Here is a 16,790-nt window from a genome sequence, read left to right as displayed (position 1 = left end):
CCGCGCGACCAACCGTTCAAAGAAAACCCGGCGTCAGACGGTCAGTCCGACGCCGGGTTTTCTTTTTGCTCAGATCAGAAGCTAGCGGAGATCGAGAACACCACCGTCGAATCCGCGATCGAGGATCCGTTCTTGGTCGAAGCGAAATTCGGCAGCAGGTACGCCGATTCCGAACGCGAAATGTCGGTGTCGATATACGCCGCGCTTAGCGTGACCGGGCCGATCGCGTAGTCGGCGCCGATCTTCCAGTCGAGGTATTCGCCGGTCGGCGCGACACTGGTTCCCTGCGGGCCAAGGCCCGGATTGCCCCACGAGTAGCCGACATGCGCGTTGAGCGAGACCGGTGTCTGGGGGATGCCCGTGCTGGCGTCGAGGTAGACGTAAGTGTTGTCTTCCTTGTCGCCCGGATCGTCGTAGACGCCGGCAGCGGCGGCGGCGCCGTCAAAGTACCAACGGCCAAGCGCTTCCTGCGGCGGCGCGTAGGCGGCACCCAGCGTCAATTCGGCCGGACCGAGCGTACCGCTCACACTGGCGTAGAACTCGATGAAATCAGTGGTGTCGAGACCGCCGGGATACATGAAATACGTGGCACCGACATCGAGCGCGACACCGCTGGAAAGATCCGCGGAATATCCGGCGTAGAGATCGAGCTCCATGTTCGACCCGGCGAAGGTTCCCCAGCCCGCGAGATTGGAAGCCCAGGCGCCGCCGTAAAGGCCGCTCTCATGGCCGATTTCGATGCCGCCCTGGATCGCCATTTCCTTGTCGGTGTACGAGACACCGCGGAAACGATAGTCGGTCACCAGCGCCACTTCGGCCGAAACGGTAATCGGACCAGTCGCTTCTTCCTGAGCCATCGCCGGCGTGGTCGCAAGGCACATGAACGCGAGCGCCGTAGCGCCTGCCGTAGAGAACGTCTTCATGCTAGAATTTCCCTCATTTTTTGCGGTTGCTTGCGCTCCGCCCTGCGTCCTGAAGGCCGTGCCGCTACGTGGCCGCGACGGTCCTTTCAGGAATGCCCTGTTTATGACCCCACTGTGTCGCCCCATTTTCCGGCATGTAACGAACTGTTTCGCCAGTGCTGCGGTGCAAAACAAATTTTTGCAGTGCGACAATCGCAGCTTCGCGAGCGTCACAGTGGAGTTCCCAAGAATAAGGCGGCCCCGCCAAGCGGGACCGCCAGAGTTCAGGCGGCACGGTTGAGGGCAACGGCCGCCTGGGTTGCACCTGTTTAGCCGAGAGTCGGCAGGGGCCGCAGGACTTCTTCGGAACCGCTGATCCGATCGTTCTGGCCGCTCCTGCGGCGCCGTCCGATCCATTCGCTGAGCGTTTCCGCCGTCGTATGATCCATCGCACTCACGTGATCGAGATCGAGATGGACGGGGCGGTCCGCAGGCTGACGCTCGAGCACCTTGTTGAGCCGGGGCAGCCCCACGAAGGTCGCGGCGCCGCCAAGCGCGACACGGCGATGTTCGCCCTCGTCCGATTCTTCGACCTTGAGCCGGAGATTGCGAACGTGCGGCAGAAGTTCGACCACCGAGAGCGCCAGACCGACCAGCACACCGGTCAGCAGGTCGGTCGTGACCACCAGGACGAACGTCACCGCCCAGATCGTCGCCGGAAGCAAACCATGCGCTTTGAACAAGTGCCGCACGTGCTTCAGGCTCACCAGGCGCCAGCCGGTGATCACCAGCACGCCGCCCAGCGCCGCCATCGGAATCTCGGCCAGTAGCCAGGGCAGCAGCGAGACGAAGCCGAGGATCCAGATACCGTGTAGGATCGTCGAAAGGCGGGTCCGGGCACCGGCCTGCACGTTGGCCGAGCTGCGCACGATAACCCCCGTCATCGGCAGCGCGCCGACCACACCACATAGGAAGTTGCCGATGCCCTGAGCGCGCAATTCCTTGTCGTATTGCGTGCGAACGCCATCGTGCATGCGGTCGACGGCAGCGGCCGAAAGCAGCGTTTCGGCGCTCGCGATGAAGGCGATGGCAACGGCCGCGATGATCAGAGTCGGGCTCGCGAGAGGAGCGAACCACGCGGTGTTGGTCGGCAGGGAAAAGGCCGAACCGAACGATTCCGGCACGGCGATCCGGTCGACTCCAAGCTGGAAGAACCAGGCGACGAACGTCGCGGCGACGACCCCGAGCAAGGCGCCGGGCAGCAGTCCCAACGACTTGGGCCGCAGCTTTTCCCAGCCAATCATGATCGCGATCGTCAGAGCGCCGAGACCCAGCGCCAATTCCGTCGCTTCGACACTGCTGAAATCGAGTCCCAGCACCCGAGCCGGCATCATCGCGATGTTCTCAAGCCCGCTCGAAAGCGGTTTCTCGTCGAACAGGATGTGGAACTGACCGATCACGATCAGCGCGCCGATACCGGCGAGCATGCCATGGACCACCGCCGGGCTGATCGCGCGGAACAGTCCGCCCATCTTGAAGACGCCGGCGATCAGTTGGAGGACACCGGCCAGCAGCAGGACCGGGCCAAGTGCCTCGAGCCCGTTCTCGCGAACGAACTCGAACACGATGACCGCGAGACCCGCGGCCGGGCCCGAAACCTGCAGCGGCGAACCCGCGACGAACCCCACGACGATCCCGCCGATGATACCCGTGACGAGGCCTTTTTCGGGCGGGACGCCCGATGCGATCGCGATGCCCATGCACAACGGCATCGCGACCAGGAACACGACGATCGACGCGGTGAAGTCCCGTCCGAAGTGCGCAAATGGGCCACTGCGCTCCGGCGTAGCGGCAACGGTCGTGCCGCTCATTCGGCAGCCTCTGCATACTCGCTGGCGAGCCGCGACTTGGCGGCCAGTGCGACCGGAAGCGCGCGATCCTGACGCAGGGGCTCGAAAGCACCGGTCTCGCCATCAAGGCCGAGGACTTGGCCGGCATGAATGTCGACGAACCAGCCGTGGAGCGTCATCTCGCCCTTGGCGATCGCAGACGCCACCGAAGGATGGGTCCGAAGATGGTTGATTTGGGCGATGATGTTCTCGAGGCTGATCGCGCGCACGCGGTCGTTGCCTTCGAGGCCATCATGGCAATGAGTGACGATATGCTCCGCAGCCGAGCCGTGACGCAGCCAAGCCGCAACGTTGGGCATCGATTCAAGACCGGTCGGATCGCTGAGCGCTTTCATCGCCCCGCAATCGGAGTGACCGCAGACAATGATGTCGGTGACGCCGAGCGCAGCGACGGCGAATTCCACCGTCGACGTGACGCCGCCGTTCATCGTGGCATAGGGCGGCACGATATTTCCCGCATTGCGGCAGACGAACAAGTCGCCCGGCTCGGCCTGGACGATCTGCTCGGGGACGATGCGCGAATCCGCACAGGAAATCATGAGCGTTTTGGGCGACTGACCGTGCGTTGCGAGCTTGATGTAAAGCTCGTCCTTGGAGGGGAAGATCGACGTCTCGAAATCGAAGACGCGGCCGATGAGTTCGTTCACGTGTGACACCTCTTTGCTTGCGCCATCCCGCACAGGATCAGCCCCGTGCGCGTATGTGTTGCAGAGTTAGGTGCGGGGATTTTCCGACTTCGTGCCCAAATGTTACGAAAGCTTGCTGCGCTGCAACACGTCGCAAATCGGGTTCGTCACGCCTTCGAAAGCGGCAGACGAACGGTCGCGCGAAGGCCCCCTTCGGGCCGGTTGCGCACGTCGAACGAGCCGCCGTCCATGCGCACGGACTTGCGCACGATGGCAAGGCCGAGCCCCATTCCGGCGGTGTCGCGCGTGCGCGCAGTGTCGAGCCGGACAAACGGCTGCAATGCGTCTGTGATGCGATCTTCGGGAATGCCCGGCCCGTCGTCCTCCACGACGATCTCGGCCGCCCCGCCGTCGCGGCGCGTGAACACCCGCACGTTGCCGCCGTAGTGGATCGCGTTTTCGATCAGATTGGACAGGGCTCGACGGATCGCCACGGGCCGAGCCATGACTTCAAGACCGTAGACCCCCGAGAACGTGGCCTCCTCACCTCGATCCGCGGCCGTATCGACCAGCGTTTCCGCCATTGCCGAAATGTCGATGCGCTCGACGGGAATGTTGCGGCCATCGCTGTCGACATAGGCCTGAACCGATTCGAGCAGCAGCCTCATCTCGTCTATGTCTTGGCGGATACCCTCCCGCAATTCTGGCTCGAGCGTTTCGTCCTCGAGCCGCAGATTGAGACGAGACAGCGGCGTCTTGAGGTCGTGACCGATCGCCACCATGGTCTGTGTCCGGTCGAGCAGCGATTGATGGATGCGCTCCTGCATGTCGTTCAACGCCCGGATCAGGGAGCGCAATTCGTCGGGCCCCTTTTCGGGGACGGGTTCGGGCGGCCCCGTGCCCAGTTCGCGCGTCGCGCCGATCAGATCCTGCAGCGGCTTGAGCATCGCGCGCAGCAAGACCCAAGCCAGCGCGATCAGCAGCAGCGTTGGCAGAACCAGCGAAGCGATCCGGCCGGCCGTCAGGCCCCAGGCGCCTTCGGCATGAGTATGAAAGTGCAGGCTGCTGCGATCGGATAGGAGCAGCGATCCGCCAATGTCACCCCTGCCCCGGATCTCCTCGAGATGCAGCTCCAAATCGCCCGAGGCGAGTTCGGGTTCGTTCTCGACGATCTGCGAACGCAGAGTATTGAGATTCAGCGATCCGGCCCGAGGAACACGTTGCGGCCGCCACTCGAGCCAGAACCTGGTGGTGCTGAGAAACCGCGCGAGTTCGGCGCGGTCCGTTGGTTCCGCGCGTTCCATCGCACGTACCGAGAGGACGAGATTCTCGGCGATGCGCTCGGCATCGTCCTGTTGCAGAGCGAAACTGTTGATCCGCTGGAATACCAGCGAATTGGCCGCAAAATCGAAGACGACCACCAGCAACAAAACGGCCAGCAAACGCTCGGGCAGTCCGAGACGTCGCAGCCAGCCCCCTACCGCCCCGATCATCCCGTCATACGGATCATTATTTGCGCTTCACTTCCGATCGAAACATGTAGCCGACCCCGCGGACCGTAATGATCGGTGGCTCGGCACCGTCGCTTTGCAGCTTGCGGCGCAGGCGACTTACCAGAACATCGATGCTCCTGTCCGAACTTTCTCCGATCCGCGACCGCGACAGCTCAAGCAGGCGTTCACGCCCCAGCACTCGTTGCGGATAGCTGAGAAACGTCGCCAGAAGATCGAATTCCGCGCCGGTAAGATCCACGATCGCGCCGCTCGGAGAGCGCAGTTCGCGACGTACGAGCGAGACCTTCCAGCCATCGAAGCCCACTTCGTCGAGCGACTGGCCATCCTCGCCGGTTTCGCCCCCGATCTCGGCCCCGCCGGCGCGACGCAGGACGGCGCCCACCCGCGCGGAAAGTTCGCGCGTGCTGAAGGGCTTGGCGAGATAGTCGTCGGCACCCAGTTCGATGCCGAGCACCCGGTCCTCCTCGCTGCCCCGCGCGCTGATGAAAATGATCGGAACGTCGCTCTCGCGCCGCAGCTTGCGAAACAGATCGAAGCCGTTGGTGCCGGGAAGCATGATATCGAGCACGATCAGATGAACCGTGTTCTCGCGCAAAGTCACCCACATTTCCGCGCCGGTCGCCGCGGTCAGCACGCCGTAACCGCTCTGCCGCAAGGCCCGGGAAGTCAGCAGACGTAGCGGCCCGTCGTCCTCGACCAGAAGAATGGTCTTGGGTCCGCTCATCGCGTCGAGCGAAAAGTGAGGTGACTTAGCGACTGTCATCGTATGGGTTTCAAGAGCCTGAGAATAAGTCGGCCGCGGCGGTTTGCAAACCGCCGCGGTCGAATTGCCTGCGGGATAGCCACGAAGTCATTCGACTTCGGACTGACCCTGGGCAGAAGCGGCGATCGCTACGGCGTGCGAAAGCCGCGGTTTTTGTCAGGGCGCGACTTCGCGCAGCCGCGATTCTTCATGTCCGGATCTTGCAAGCGCCTCGTTTTCGCGCTGCTCGATCTTGGCGACGCGCAGGCGGCAAGAGCGGCCCTTGTGAATGTCGGGATGGCAGCCGAATTCGCTGGCGCGGGTCTTGCGCTCCTCGGTCCGCGCGGGCGCGACCGGGTGGCCCTTGAGATGCGCGATTGCGTCTCGCGCGTAAGCGGCGGTATCGGCCACGGGTAAGGCGGGAACGCTGGCAAAGGCCAGCAAGGCGGCGGCGATCATCTATCTCTCCAGCTTTGGTGTTCGATTGCCCCACGAATTGCGACATAGACATTTCGCGGGTCCGTCAGCCACGTAACGAAATGTTTCGCGAGCCTGTCGGAAGCCAAGCATGGCGGAATCCGACGCACTTCCACTTGCCAGCGCTGCCCACGCCCATCGTCCAGCACGAAATGGTCTATGGGTCCGATGCCATTTCGCACAGCCGGACTCCTTGCACGCCGCAGCCGCTTCGACCATGACAAGCAGCCCCGTCGACACCCCTGCGCAGCGATACAAGGACACGCGATGACCGGCGATCTCTACTCCCGCTTTGCCGCCAGCTTCGAGGCTCATGCGGATCGCATCTTCGTGGAAGAGGACGCACGGCGCTGGACCTACGCCGAAGTCGAAGCGGCCACGGGCCGCCTGGCGAGCCGGCTTGCGGCGCTCGGAGTTCTCGCAGGCGAGCGCGTTCTGGCGCAGACCGACAAATCGGTCGAAGCGCTGATCGTCTATTTCGCGACGATCCGCTGCGGCGCGATCTACCTGCCGCTCAACATCGACTATACCGAAAGCGAAATCGAATATTTCGCCACCGACGCGACCCCCGTCCTCGCCGTCTGTCGGGAAACCAGCCGAACCTTGTTCGGCCGCGTGGCCGGGGGCCGCCTCAAAGTCACGACGGTGGCCGAACTCTTCGCGCAACTGCCCGTCGAAAAGCTGCCGCCCGTGCCGCGCGCGCCCGACGACATCGCGGCGATCCTCTACACTTCGGGTACGACCGGAAAGCCCAAAGGCGCGATGCTGACCCAGGCCAACCTGGCGTCGAACGGCGAGATGCTGATCGATTTCTGGCGCTTCTCGCCCGAGGATCGCCTGATCCACGCGCTGCCGATCTTTCATGTGCACGGACTTTTCGTGGCCGTGCACTGCGTCCTTTTTTCCGGCGCCTCGATAGTGTTCCTGCCCAAGTTCGAGGCGGACAAGGTCCTTGCGCTGATGCCGCAATCGACCGTGATGATGGGCGTGCCGACGTTCTACATTCGCTTGCTCGCCGATCCGGCCTTCACGCGCGAGGTCGCGTCGCACATGCGGCTGTTCGTTTCCGGCTCCGCGCCGCTTTCGGCCGACATCCACCGCGCCTTCGAGCAGCGTACGGGGCACCGCGTGCTGGAACGCTACGGCATGACGGAAACGGGCATGCTGACCTCAAACCCTTACGACGGCGAGCGCCGCGCGGGCTTTGTCGGGCCGCCGCTGCCGGGCGTGGAGTTGCGCGTCGCCGAGCTGGAGTCGGGCACGGTCCTGCCACAGGGCGAAGTCGGCATCGTCGAAGTGCGCGGCGCCAATGTGTTCAAGGGCTACTGGCAAATGCCGGAGAAAACGGCGAGCGAGTTCCGGCCCGACGGCTATTTCATCACTGGCGACATGGGCTTCATCGATGCGGATGGCTACGTGCAGCTGGTCGGGCGCGAAAAGGACCTGATCATCTCGGGCGGGCTCAACGTCTATCCGGCCGAAGTCGAAGCGCTGCTGGACGACCGGTCGGACGTGGCCGAAGCGGCCGTGATTGGCGTTCCGCATCCCGATTTCGGCGAGGCCGTGGTCGCGGTCGTGCAGCCGATCGGCCACTTCGATGGAGACGCCATGCGCGACGCGATGCGCAAGGATCTGGCCGCCTTCAAGGTGCCCAAGACGATCATCGCGCTCGACGAATTGCCGCGCAACACCATGGGCAAGATCCAGAAGAAGCTGCTGCGCGAACGCTACGCCGATCTCTTCGCCGAGGCGAGCGCCTAGCGTCCCGGATCGATCCAGACGCAGGATTGGGCAAAGGCCTCCGCAGCAGCAAGCGGCTCTCCGCCCGGAAGCACGATCGCCGTGTCGCCCCACCAGTCCGCGGGCGCTTGGGCCGCCCCGCTCTCGACGAGAACACGACCGAGCCGGATCGCAATCGCCACGCGCAGCGTGCCATTTTCGTGTGCGCGTTCGAAGGCGAGGATACGCCCGGCCCGCTGCCCGGTGATTTCCAGAGGACAGTAGCTTCCGGTCAGGAACGGCGCCGGATTATCTCGGCGCAAGTCCAGCAATCGAGAGATCAGCTGCAGCTTTTCGCCATCACCCTCTCCGCCCGTTTCGAGCAGCTTGCGGCGGCGCTCGTAATCGACCGGGCGGCGATTGTCCGGATCGACGAGACTGTAATCGAACAGCTCGCAGCCCTGATAGGTATCGGGCACGCCCGGCGCGGTGCATTGCAAGGCGACTTGCGCGATGCTGTTGGCGTGTGCGGCGGCCGCGATCCGGGCAACGAACGCGGCGATGTCGGCGCGCAATCGCTGGCAGCTTGGATCGGTCAGGATGACGCTGGCAAGCTCCATGCAGCGCGCCTCGTAGTCCGTATCGGGGGCGACCCAGGACGAACGCAGTTTCGCTTCGCGCAAAGCCTTTTCCTGCCATGCCTCGATACGTTCGAGAAAGACTTCCGGCTCTGCCTGAACGCTTTCGTCCCAAGCACCGACCAGCGTCTGGAGCAGCATGGCCAGATCGCCGCGATCGACACCCTCGGCCGGTCCGGCGACGCTTCCGATCCACTCCGTGCAACGCTGCGCCCAAATTTCAGGGACTGAGCTGAGCACCATGAGCCGCGCGCGCGCATCGGGGCCACGCTTGTGATCGTGCGTCGCCAGCGCCAGCAGCGCTTGCGGCTCGATCCGCGCGCGCCGCTCCATAACCTCGTGAAACGCGGCCGGACTCATCGTCGGTTGCGCCGGGTTCGCGCCGACCTCGTTGAGCGAAAGCAGCACGCCGTGGCGGTAAAACGCGGTGTCCTCCACCGCCTTTGCCGCGATCGGCGCGGAAAGCTGCTGGAACTTGCGCGCCGCCTCGGTCGCCAACGCCGGATCGCCGGGACCGACCCCCGCCAGCCAGTCGAGCACGAGATCGCTGACGGGCTCTTCGCCCGGCGGCGCCGCCTCGCGCGCAGCCTGGCGCGCCGTATTTCGGATGCGCTCGTCCTCGGGCGGTGCAGCGCCGCCGGTGCCGTAAGTGCGATAGGCCGGCCACACCGCGATAAGCCGTTCGATCGCGCGAGTCAGCATGCCGCGCGTCACCCAGCCCAGCGAGGGGACGCTCGCCGCCAGATCGGCGAAGCTTTCGGCGCAGGCCCCGAGCTGCCCGGAGAATTGCCAGGCCAACAGCTGCGGTCGAGCCAGCTCCTCTTCGGCGGTGAAGTCGCCGGGGCGACCGCTGAGATCCTGCCAAAAGCGGCGCAAGGGCGCGATCCCGTCCGGATCGTGCAGCAGGCCGCCGACTTGCGTCATGAAATCGTATCCGCTGGTACCTGCAATCGACCAGTCGAGCGGCAGGCTCTCCTCCCCCGCCAAAATCTTCTCGACGACGATGTACGGCTCGCGGTTGGGATCGGCCTGTCGCATCGCGGCATTGAGGCGATGGCAGTATCCCGCCGGATCGCTGAGCCCGTCGATATGATCGATCCGCAACCCATCGATCAGCCCTTCGCCGTAGAGCCGCAGGATCAGGTCGTGGGTTCGCGCGAAGACCGCCTCGTCCTCGGCCCGCACGCCGGCAAGATCGTTGATCGAGAAGAACCGGCGCCAATTGAGCTCGTCGTTGGCCCTGCGCCAATGCGCGAGCCTGTAATGTTGGCGATCGAGCAGCGCCGCGAGCGCCGCACGCCCTGCCTCGGTCTCGGGATCGTGCGCAGCGACGGCTTCCGCGATCGGACCTTTGTGGATCGGATCGTCCGGGCGGATCGGCAGCGGGGTTTCGCCATAGAGTTCAAGCCGGAGATCGTTCTCCGTCGTCACGAGGCGCAGCTGGCCTTGCGCGATGACTTCATCCGGCACATCGCCCAGGATCGGCAAGAGCACCGGCGCGCGCCAGTCGATGTCGAAGACCGGGGCGAACTCGCTGGCTTCGCCATTCTCGAGCACGTCCTGCCACCAGGGGTTCTGCCCAAGCGCGATCCCCATGTGGTTGGGGACGATGTCGACGATCAGGCCCATGTCGCGCGCCCGCAACGCGGCGACGAGCGAACGCAGGCCTGGCTCGCCGCCAAGTTCGGGGTTCACTTGCGTCGGATCGGCGACGTCGTATCCGTGACGCGAGCCCTTGATCGCGGTCGTGATCGGCGACGCATAGAGATGACTGATACCCAGCCCGTCCAGATAGGGCACGATCGCCCCGGCATCGGCGAAGGTGAATTCCTCGTGCAGTTGCACGCGATAGGTCGCGCGGATGGTCACGCTTTGCGCTCCGCATCGATCTTCGCGACACGCGCCGCGACTTTGGGGTCATTCAGAAGATCACCCAAGGGTGCAGGCAGCCGCCGCCGCCAGTTGGGGTGCGTATCGACCGTACCGGGCAAGTTGGGCTGTTCGAGTTCCCCCAGCAGATCCTCGAGCGGGAAGATCGCCAGCCGCGCCGGGGTCGAAGCGATATACGCGGTGGCGGCATCGACGACGGGCTCGGGCTGATCGGTGGGCGGCTGCGGCGCATCATCTCCGATCGCGCGCCACAAAGACGCTCGCTCGTGCTCGCGCGAAAGCTCCATCGCATCGAAACCCGAGGAGTCGCTCGCGCCGCGCCCGAGTTGCCGATTCCAGGCCAGGTCGCGCCCCTTCCACCAGCCGGCGATCGTGGCCGTGTCATGCGTGCCCGTCATCGCGACGGCAGTGGTCTGGTAGTCGCCGGGAGGCTGGAATTCACCGTGATCGCGCCGCTCGAACCACAGCACGCGCATGCCGGAGATTGCCTTCTGCGCGATCGTATCGGCAAAGCCATACGGCATCGTCCCAAGATCTTCGGCGATGATGAGCGCGCGGGCGCGGTGCGATTCCAGGGCCAGCAACCGCATCATGTCCTGAAACGGATAGGCAAGATACGCACCTTGAGAAGCATCCGCCCCCGCAGGGACCAGCCAGAGCCGCTGCAGGCCGAACGCATGATCGATCCGCAACCCGCCGCAGCCGTGCAAGGCCGCGCGGATCATCGCCAGCCACGGCGAGAAACCGGTCTGCTTCAGCGCGTGCGGGCTCATCGCCGCAAGCCCCCAGTTCTGGCCGTCGGGGCCGAGCGGATCGGGCGGCGCACCTACGGTGAGCCCGGAAAGATAGGTCTCGGGCGCGGACCAGGTATCGCTACCCGAAGGATCGACACCCACCGCGAGATCGGCGATCGCGCCGATCGCCATGCCGCCCGCCCGCGCGCGCTCCTGCACTTGCTCCAGACCACGATGAACGAGCCACTGCGCGAAGACATGGAATTCCACGTCGTCCGAATGTGCCTGCGCGAATGCTTCGACGGCTTCGCTCGCGGGATCGTGGCACGCTTCCGGCCACTGGCGCCAGCCGTGCAGGCCCTCGCCTTGAAAATGCCGATAGAGCGTATCGTGCCGCGCATGGCGGTAAAGAGCCTCGCCTTCGTTGCGCGCCCATGCTCGCATTCTGTCGAGACCGGCATCATCCAGCGCCGCAAAAGCGGAGCGAAGAGCGGCGTAGTGCGCCGGCAGGCTGCTCGACCATTCGATGAGCGGGGGAGAATCCGCCGCCTCCAGGGGTGGCAAGCCGGCCAGTGTCGGGTCGGCCAAGGCGATATTGTAGAAGCGGCGGCTGGAGGGCGAGTAGGGACTAAACCGATGGCCGTCGCCGGGATAGAGCGCGTGCAGAGGGCTCAGCGCAAGCGCGTCCGCACCGTGTCCGGCGAAGCGCTCCACGGCCGCCGCCACATCGCCAAGATGGCCGTGCGAGAAGCTGTGCGGGCCGCGCAGCGCTGGCACCTGGACGGCAGGCCCCCAGCCGCGCCGCTGACCCAGCATCGTCTCGATCGGCAAGCAAGTCGCCGGGGCTACCGCGAGCGAGATCGTCCGACCGGCAATGTGCAGCCCATAGTAGCCGGGCCGCTCCGGCGCGTGGATGGCGCCTTCGACGATCGGAATCGCGATTTCCTCGCCGGCTTCGTCGATCAGCGATGCGTGGCTTTCCCCGCCGGCAAACGGCAAAGGCAGATGGGCACCGGCATCGATCGTGAGAAAGGCAGGCAGATCGTCGCGCGACTGCCCGATCCGTTCCAGGCCTTCGCGCATCTGCGATTCCGACGCCACCGGAATGCCGAGCGCGCTCAGGACATGGACAAGCGTATCTTCGTCGACGACGTGAGGACGACCGGAAACATCCTGCCACTCGGTGGCGATCCCGGCGGCGCGGGCTAGCTCATGAAGGATCAAGCGGATGTCTCCATACCGCGATGCTGGCGGGTTCACCGGGCGAGCCCTGGGTGAAGATCGGCTTTTCGGCAATGTCGCGAAACGTGATCGACTGGTCGCCCAGATTGACGGCAATCGTCAAGTGGCTCGCGTCCCCAAGCCGCCAACGGGCTTCGATCGCGCCCTCGCCCAGCACGCGCGTCCCGAGCGACGTCGTGCCGGTAAGACGCGGAACAAGATGTTCGAACCGCAAGGCCAGCAGCTGGGCGATGAGCGATTGCCAGGCGCCCGCCTGAGGCCCCGGTTCGGGCCTGGAATCCAGGAACGTCTTGCGCGCGTTGGGATCGGGAATGCGCTCGCGCGTCGCTTCGTCCCTGAAGGCGGCAAAGCCCGCGAACTCCTGGCGACGCCCTTCGCGCACCACATCGGCCAGCTCGTCACTGAAATCGGTGAAGAACAGGAACGGACTGTCGGATCCGGTCTCCTCGCCCATGAACAGCAGAGGAATCTGAGGGGTAAGCAGCAGCAGCGCCATTGCCGCGCGCAAACGCTCGGGCACGATCAGCGTCGTCAGCCGCCCCCCAAAAGCCCGGTTGCCCGTCTGATCGTGATTCTGGAGGAAATTGACGAACGCGGTGGGAGGCAAATGACCGCTCTGGGTCCCACGCGGCACGCCGACATGATTGGGCGACGGCTCGCCCTGATAGACAAAGCCATCGGCAAGGCAGCGGGCCAGCTTCTCGGTCGTCGCGTCGCTGAAGTCCGCGTAATAGGATTCGCGTTCGCCAGTCAGCAGGACGTGGACGGTGTTATGAAAATCGTCGTTCCACTGCGCATCGTAGATTCCGGGGCGCAGGCGATCGGCATCGTTCTCTTCGTTTTCCAGAACCAGATGCACGTGCCGTCCGGGCTCCACTGCTGCGCGGATACGGCGCGCCAGATCGTCGAGAAACGCGGGATTGCGGATCGCGTGGACAGCATCGAGACGAAGGCCGTCGAACCCATAGTCGACGATCCACATCCGCGCGTTCTCGAAGTAGAAGTCGGCGACCGCCGGTTGCTCCACCGCGACCGCCCCACCCCAAGGCGTGTCGACGTGATCGAGGAAAAACTGAGGCGCGTAGAGCCCGAGATAGTTACCGTCGGGTCCGAAGTGATTGTAGACCACATCGAGGAACACCATCACGCCAAGCGCGTGCGCCCGATCGATGAGGTGCCTGAGGTCCGCTGGCGTGCCATAAGCCTCGAGCGGCGCGAATGGCAGCACGCCGTCGTACCCCCAGCCCCGCGCGCCCGGAAAGGCACCGATCGGCATCAATTCAATCGCTGTGATACCCAGCGCCGCCAGCCGCTCGAGCTGGGCTTCGACGCCCGCGAAGCCTCCGAGCACGCCGGCGTGAACTTCGATGATCACCGTTTCTTCCCAAGGGCGACCTTTCCAAGGCATCCGGCCTGCGATGGCGGTTTCGGTTACGACGCTCCACGCATGAACGCCGCCCGACTGCGCGCGTGACGCGGGATCGGGCACTTGCAGCCCATCGGGCAGGATGAAACGGTAGCGCGTTCCCGGCTCAGCCGGAGCCTTAATGGCGTACCACCCGTCGCCGACGCTATCCATTGCTACCGGCTCACAGCCTTCGACCAGCAAATCCAACGAATTCAGGGCCGGCGCCCAGAGTCGAAATTCCCAACAGTCCGCAGTTACATGCCGCGGGCCCCAATTCATCATGCCGGCGCAGCTTTCGTCCGGGACCTCACCAGCGCGCCGCCATGCGCAGCGAGAAGATAGGTGTTCCCGACAGAAACGTCGGCAAGATCCGGTGCGGCACTGTCGATCAGCAGCGTGCGCTCGTCGACATCTCTCGGGAAGTGGAACTCGATGTCGTCATCGCTGGCATTGAGCAGAAAGTTGACCGACTCGATCGTGCCATCCTCCAGAGCGATCGTGCGCCGCATCGACAAGGCCCGCCCAAGGGGATTGCCCCAGTCTTCATCCGAGAGCGGTTCGCCGCGTTCGTCCCACCATTCGATGTCGTTGACGCCGTTTCCTGGCGAGTCGTCGCCGTAGAGGAACACCGGAGCGCGCAACACTTCGTACTCACGCCGCAGCGCCGTCAGCCGCGAGGCAAAGGCGAACAGCGATGTGCCTGCTTCGGTTTCGAGCAGCGACCAGTCGATCCAGCTGATCTCGCTGTCCTGGCAGTAGGCGTTATTGTTGCCTTGCTGCGTGCGCCCGAACTCGTCTCCCGCGACCAGCATCGGCGTACCCAGCGAGGCCAGCAGCGTCAGCAACATCGAACGGCTGACGCGCGCCCTGGTTTCGAGGATCGCGGGATCGTCGGTCGGACCTTCGGCGCCCCAGTTGCGCGACAAGTTGTTGTCGTGCCCGTCGCGGTTGTCTTCCTTGTTGGCTTCGTTGTGGCGCTCTTCGTAAGCGACCGTATCGGCCAGGGTGAAACCATCATGGCTGGTGAGGAAATTGAGCGAAGCCCACGGGCGGCGCGAACGGCGGTCGAAAATGTCGCCCGAACCCGACATCCGCGCGGCCAGATCCGCCCGCTTGCCTTCGTCCCCGCGCCAGTAGCTGCGCACGGTATCGCGATACTTGTCGTTCCACTCGGAAAAGCCGGGCGGGAAATTGCCGAGCTGATACCCGCCCATGCCGACGTCCCAGGGTTCCGTGAGAAGTTTCAGCCGCCCGAGGACCGGATCCTGGCGCAGCACGTCGAAGAAACCGGCATTGGGATCGAAGCCGTGCGGAGTGCGGCCCAGCGTCAGCCCGAGATCGAAGCGGAAGCCGTCGATGCCGTAGCTGGTCGCCCAATAACGCAGCGAGTCCGCCACCATCTGGATGACGCGCGCGTGATTGAGATTGAAGGTATTGCCGGTGCCGGTTTCGTTGAGGCAATAGCGCGGATCGTCGGGCAGCAGGCTGTAGTAGGTCGCGTTATCCAGCCCGCGCCAGCATAGCGTCTGCCCCAATTCGCTGCCCTCGCAGCTATGATTGTAGACGACATCGAGGATGACCTCGATCCCCGCCGCATGTAGGCGACGCACTGCGATGCGCAGTTCGTCCTGCGTATCGCCCGCGAAGTACGACGGTTCGGGCGTGAAGAAGTTGAGCGTGTTGTAGCCCCAGTAATTGCGCAAGCCTCGTTCCTGCAGGAAACGGTCCTGCACGAAAGCGTGGATCGGCAGCAACTCGATTGCGGTCACCCCGAGCGTGTGCAAGTGATCGATGACCTTGGGATGCGCGAGCGCCGCGAACGTCCCGCGCTCCTGCGGCGGCGCGTGCTCGAGCAGCTTGGTCAGACCCTTGGCGTGCGCCTCGTAGATGACCGTCTTCGACCACGGCGTATTGGGCTTGCGGTCCTGCGACCAATCGTAGTGATCGTGCGTGACGACGCACTTGGGCATGGCGGGCGCGCTGTCACGCTTGTCGAACGCGAGGTCCGCACGCCGCGCGCGGAGCGGATAACCATGGAGCACGTCGCTCTGGCGCAAGGTGCCCACCATCCGGCGCGCATAGGGATCGAGCAGGAGCTTGTTGGGATTGAAGCGGTGTCCCTCGGCAGGCTTGTAAGGACCATACGCGCGCAGCCCATAGACCAGTCCGGGTCGCGCATCGGGCAGATAGCCGTGCCAGACCTCATCGGTGCATTCGGGAAGCCGATAGCGTTTGATCTCCCGCTTGCCGCGAGGATCGAAGAGGCAGACCTCGATCATGTCGGCATTGGCGGAGAAGACGGCGAAATTGACGCCTAGGCCGTCGAAGCGCGCCCCCAAAGGATACGGCAAGCCGCTTTCGAGTTGGTCGGGCAGATTGCCCTCGATGAGATCCATATAAGCAGTCAGGCTTTCGGTTTACGGCCGCGCGCAGGCTTCGCGCCGGGCTTGGCTTCCGACTTCGGCTCGGCCTTGGCGGCGGGCTTGGTCTGGGTTTTCGCGGCAGGCTTGGCATCGGCCTTCGGTTTCGCGTCCGCTTTGGGCTTGGCGGGAGCTTTGGGCGCGGGCTCAGCCTTGGACTTGGCGGGAGCCTTAGGCTTGGTGGTTGCTGCCGACTCCGATTTGGGCTTGGCCGGATAGCTCGCCTTGGCGGCAGGCTCAGCCTTGCTCGATCCCGCGGCCTTGGCGGAGGATGCGCGCTTCGGCTTCGAAGCTGGGGCGTCCTCGCTTTCGATCTGCCGGCGTGCTTCTTCCCAGTGATCGTCGTGACGACCATGGGGCTTACCTTCGCTTTCCCAGATTTCGTGCGCTTTCTTACGAATACGGTCAGTCATATCGGTCATCGACGATCCCCTATCGATTGCCCTTCGGCATCCATACGGCAGCTCTGCTTAGGTGCTAAGTGCTCCGTAAGTGCAGCCAGCCCCACCAACGTACGAGTGGTGCTGATGGTTGCCCATTGCCAATGCATCACAGTCGGCGGAATCGT

The 16,790-nt window shown here is 64.4% G+C and carries 12 protein-coding genes; 1 reads left to right on the top strand and 11 read right to left on the bottom strand.

From position 1 onward, the window contains the following. Positions 1-74: 74 nt before the first annotated feature. From GQO94_RS09680 to GQO94_RS09655, 6 genes are all read right to left on the bottom strand, one after another. On the bottom strand, positions 75-923 hold the full coding sequence (locus GQO94_RS09680) for a TorF family putative porin (protein ID WP_156840954.1): 849 nt from the start codon (positions 921-923) through the stop codon (positions 75-77). 308 nt (positions 924-1,231) lie between these two features. Further along, positions 1,232-2,773: a SulP family inorganic anion transporter gene (locus tag GQO94_RS09675; protein ID WP_156840953.1), complete on the bottom strand. Its 1,542-nt coding sequence runs from the start codon at positions 2,771-2,773 to the stop codon at positions 1,232-1,234. Then, the gene (locus GQO94_RS09670) at positions 2,770-3,459 is read right to left on the bottom strand and encodes a carbonic anhydrase (protein ID WP_156840952.1); all 690 of its coding nucleotides are present in this window, start codon (positions 3,457-3,459) and stop codon (positions 2,770-2,772) included. The genes GQO94_RS09675 and GQO94_RS09670 overlap by 4 nt, the downstream gene beginning before the upstream one ends. Before the next feature lie 146 nt (positions 3,460-3,605). Continuing rightward, positions 3,606-4,931 (bottom strand): ATP-binding protein, encoded by a 1,326-nt coding sequence (locus GQO94_RS09665; protein ID WP_156840951.1) that lies wholly within the window; start codon positions 4,929-4,931, stop codon positions 3,606-3,608. A 16-nt stretch (positions 4,932-4,947) separates the two neighbouring features. Beyond that, complete coding sequence (locus GQO94_RS09660) at positions 4,948-5,676, bottom strand: response regulator transcription factor (protein ID WP_156841034.1); 729 nt, start codon at positions 5,674-5,676, stop codon at positions 4,948-4,950. A 195-nt stretch (positions 5,677-5,871) separates the two neighbouring features. Continuing rightward, positions 5,872-6,153 (bottom strand): hypothetical protein, encoded by a 282-nt coding sequence (locus GQO94_RS09655; protein ID WP_156840950.1) that lies wholly within the window; start codon positions 6,151-6,153, stop codon positions 5,872-5,874. A gap of 285 nt (positions 6,154-6,438) precedes the next feature. Here GQO94_RS09655 and GQO94_RS09650 point away from each other — a divergent pair, with 285 nt between their 5' ends. After that, on the top strand, positions 6,439-7,932 hold the full coding sequence (locus tag GQO94_RS09650) for an AMP-binding protein (protein WP_156840949.1): 1,494 nt from the start codon (positions 6,439-6,441) through the stop codon (positions 7,930-7,932). On the opposite strand, the gene treY is transcribed toward GQO94_RS09650, so the two are convergent. Genes treY through GQO94_RS09625 form a run of 5 tightly spaced genes read right to left on the bottom strand, consistent with a single transcriptional unit; the run spans position 7,929 to position 16,644 of the window. Next, positions 7,929-10,397, bottom strand: coding sequence for a malto-oligosyltrehalose synthase (treY, locus tag GQO94_RS09645; RefSeq protein ID WP_156840948.1), 2,469 nt, complete (start codon positions 10,395-10,397; stop codon positions 7,929-7,931). The two genes, GQO94_RS09650 and treY, sit on opposite strands and share 4 nt — an antisense overlap. Beyond that, positions 10,394-12,376, bottom strand: a complete 1,983-nt coding sequence (gene malQ / locus GQO94_RS09640) for a 4-alpha-glucanotransferase (protein ID WP_156840947.1) — start codon at positions 12,374-12,376, stop codon at positions 10,394-10,396. Before malQ ends, treY begins: the two co-directional genes overlap by 4 nt. Then, entirely contained in the window at positions 12,363-14,081 is a 1,719-nt protein-coding gene (gene treZ / locus GQO94_RS09635; RefSeq protein WP_232332868.1) for a malto-oligosyltrehalose trehalohydrolase, read from the bottom strand. Before treZ ends, malQ begins: the two co-directional genes overlap by 14 nt. Beyond that, the gene (gene glgX, locus GQO94_RS09630; RefSeq protein WP_156840945.1) at positions 14,081-16,198 is read right to left on the bottom strand and encodes a glycogen debranching protein GlgX; all 2,118 of its coding nucleotides are present in this window, start codon (positions 16,196-16,198) and stop codon (positions 14,081-14,083) included. Before glgX ends, treZ begins: the two co-directional genes overlap by 1 nt. A gap of 8 nt (positions 16,199-16,206) precedes the next feature. Further along, positions 16,207-16,644 (bottom strand): DUF2934 domain-containing protein, encoded by a 438-nt coding sequence (locus GQO94_RS09625; RefSeq protein WP_156840944.1) that lies wholly within the window; start codon positions 16,642-16,644, stop codon positions 16,207-16,209. Between the last annotated feature and the right edge of the window lie 146 nt (positions 16,645-16,790).

It is taken from the genome of Novosphingobium aquimarinum, from assembly GCF_009746585.1.
Lineage (GTDB): Bacteria > Pseudomonadota > Alphaproteobacteria > Sphingomonadales > Sphingomonadaceae > Novosphingobium > Novosphingobium aquimarinum.
The sequence above is the reverse complement of the archived record's forward strand: the minus strand, read 5'-3'. Positions and strand labels throughout refer to the sequence as shown.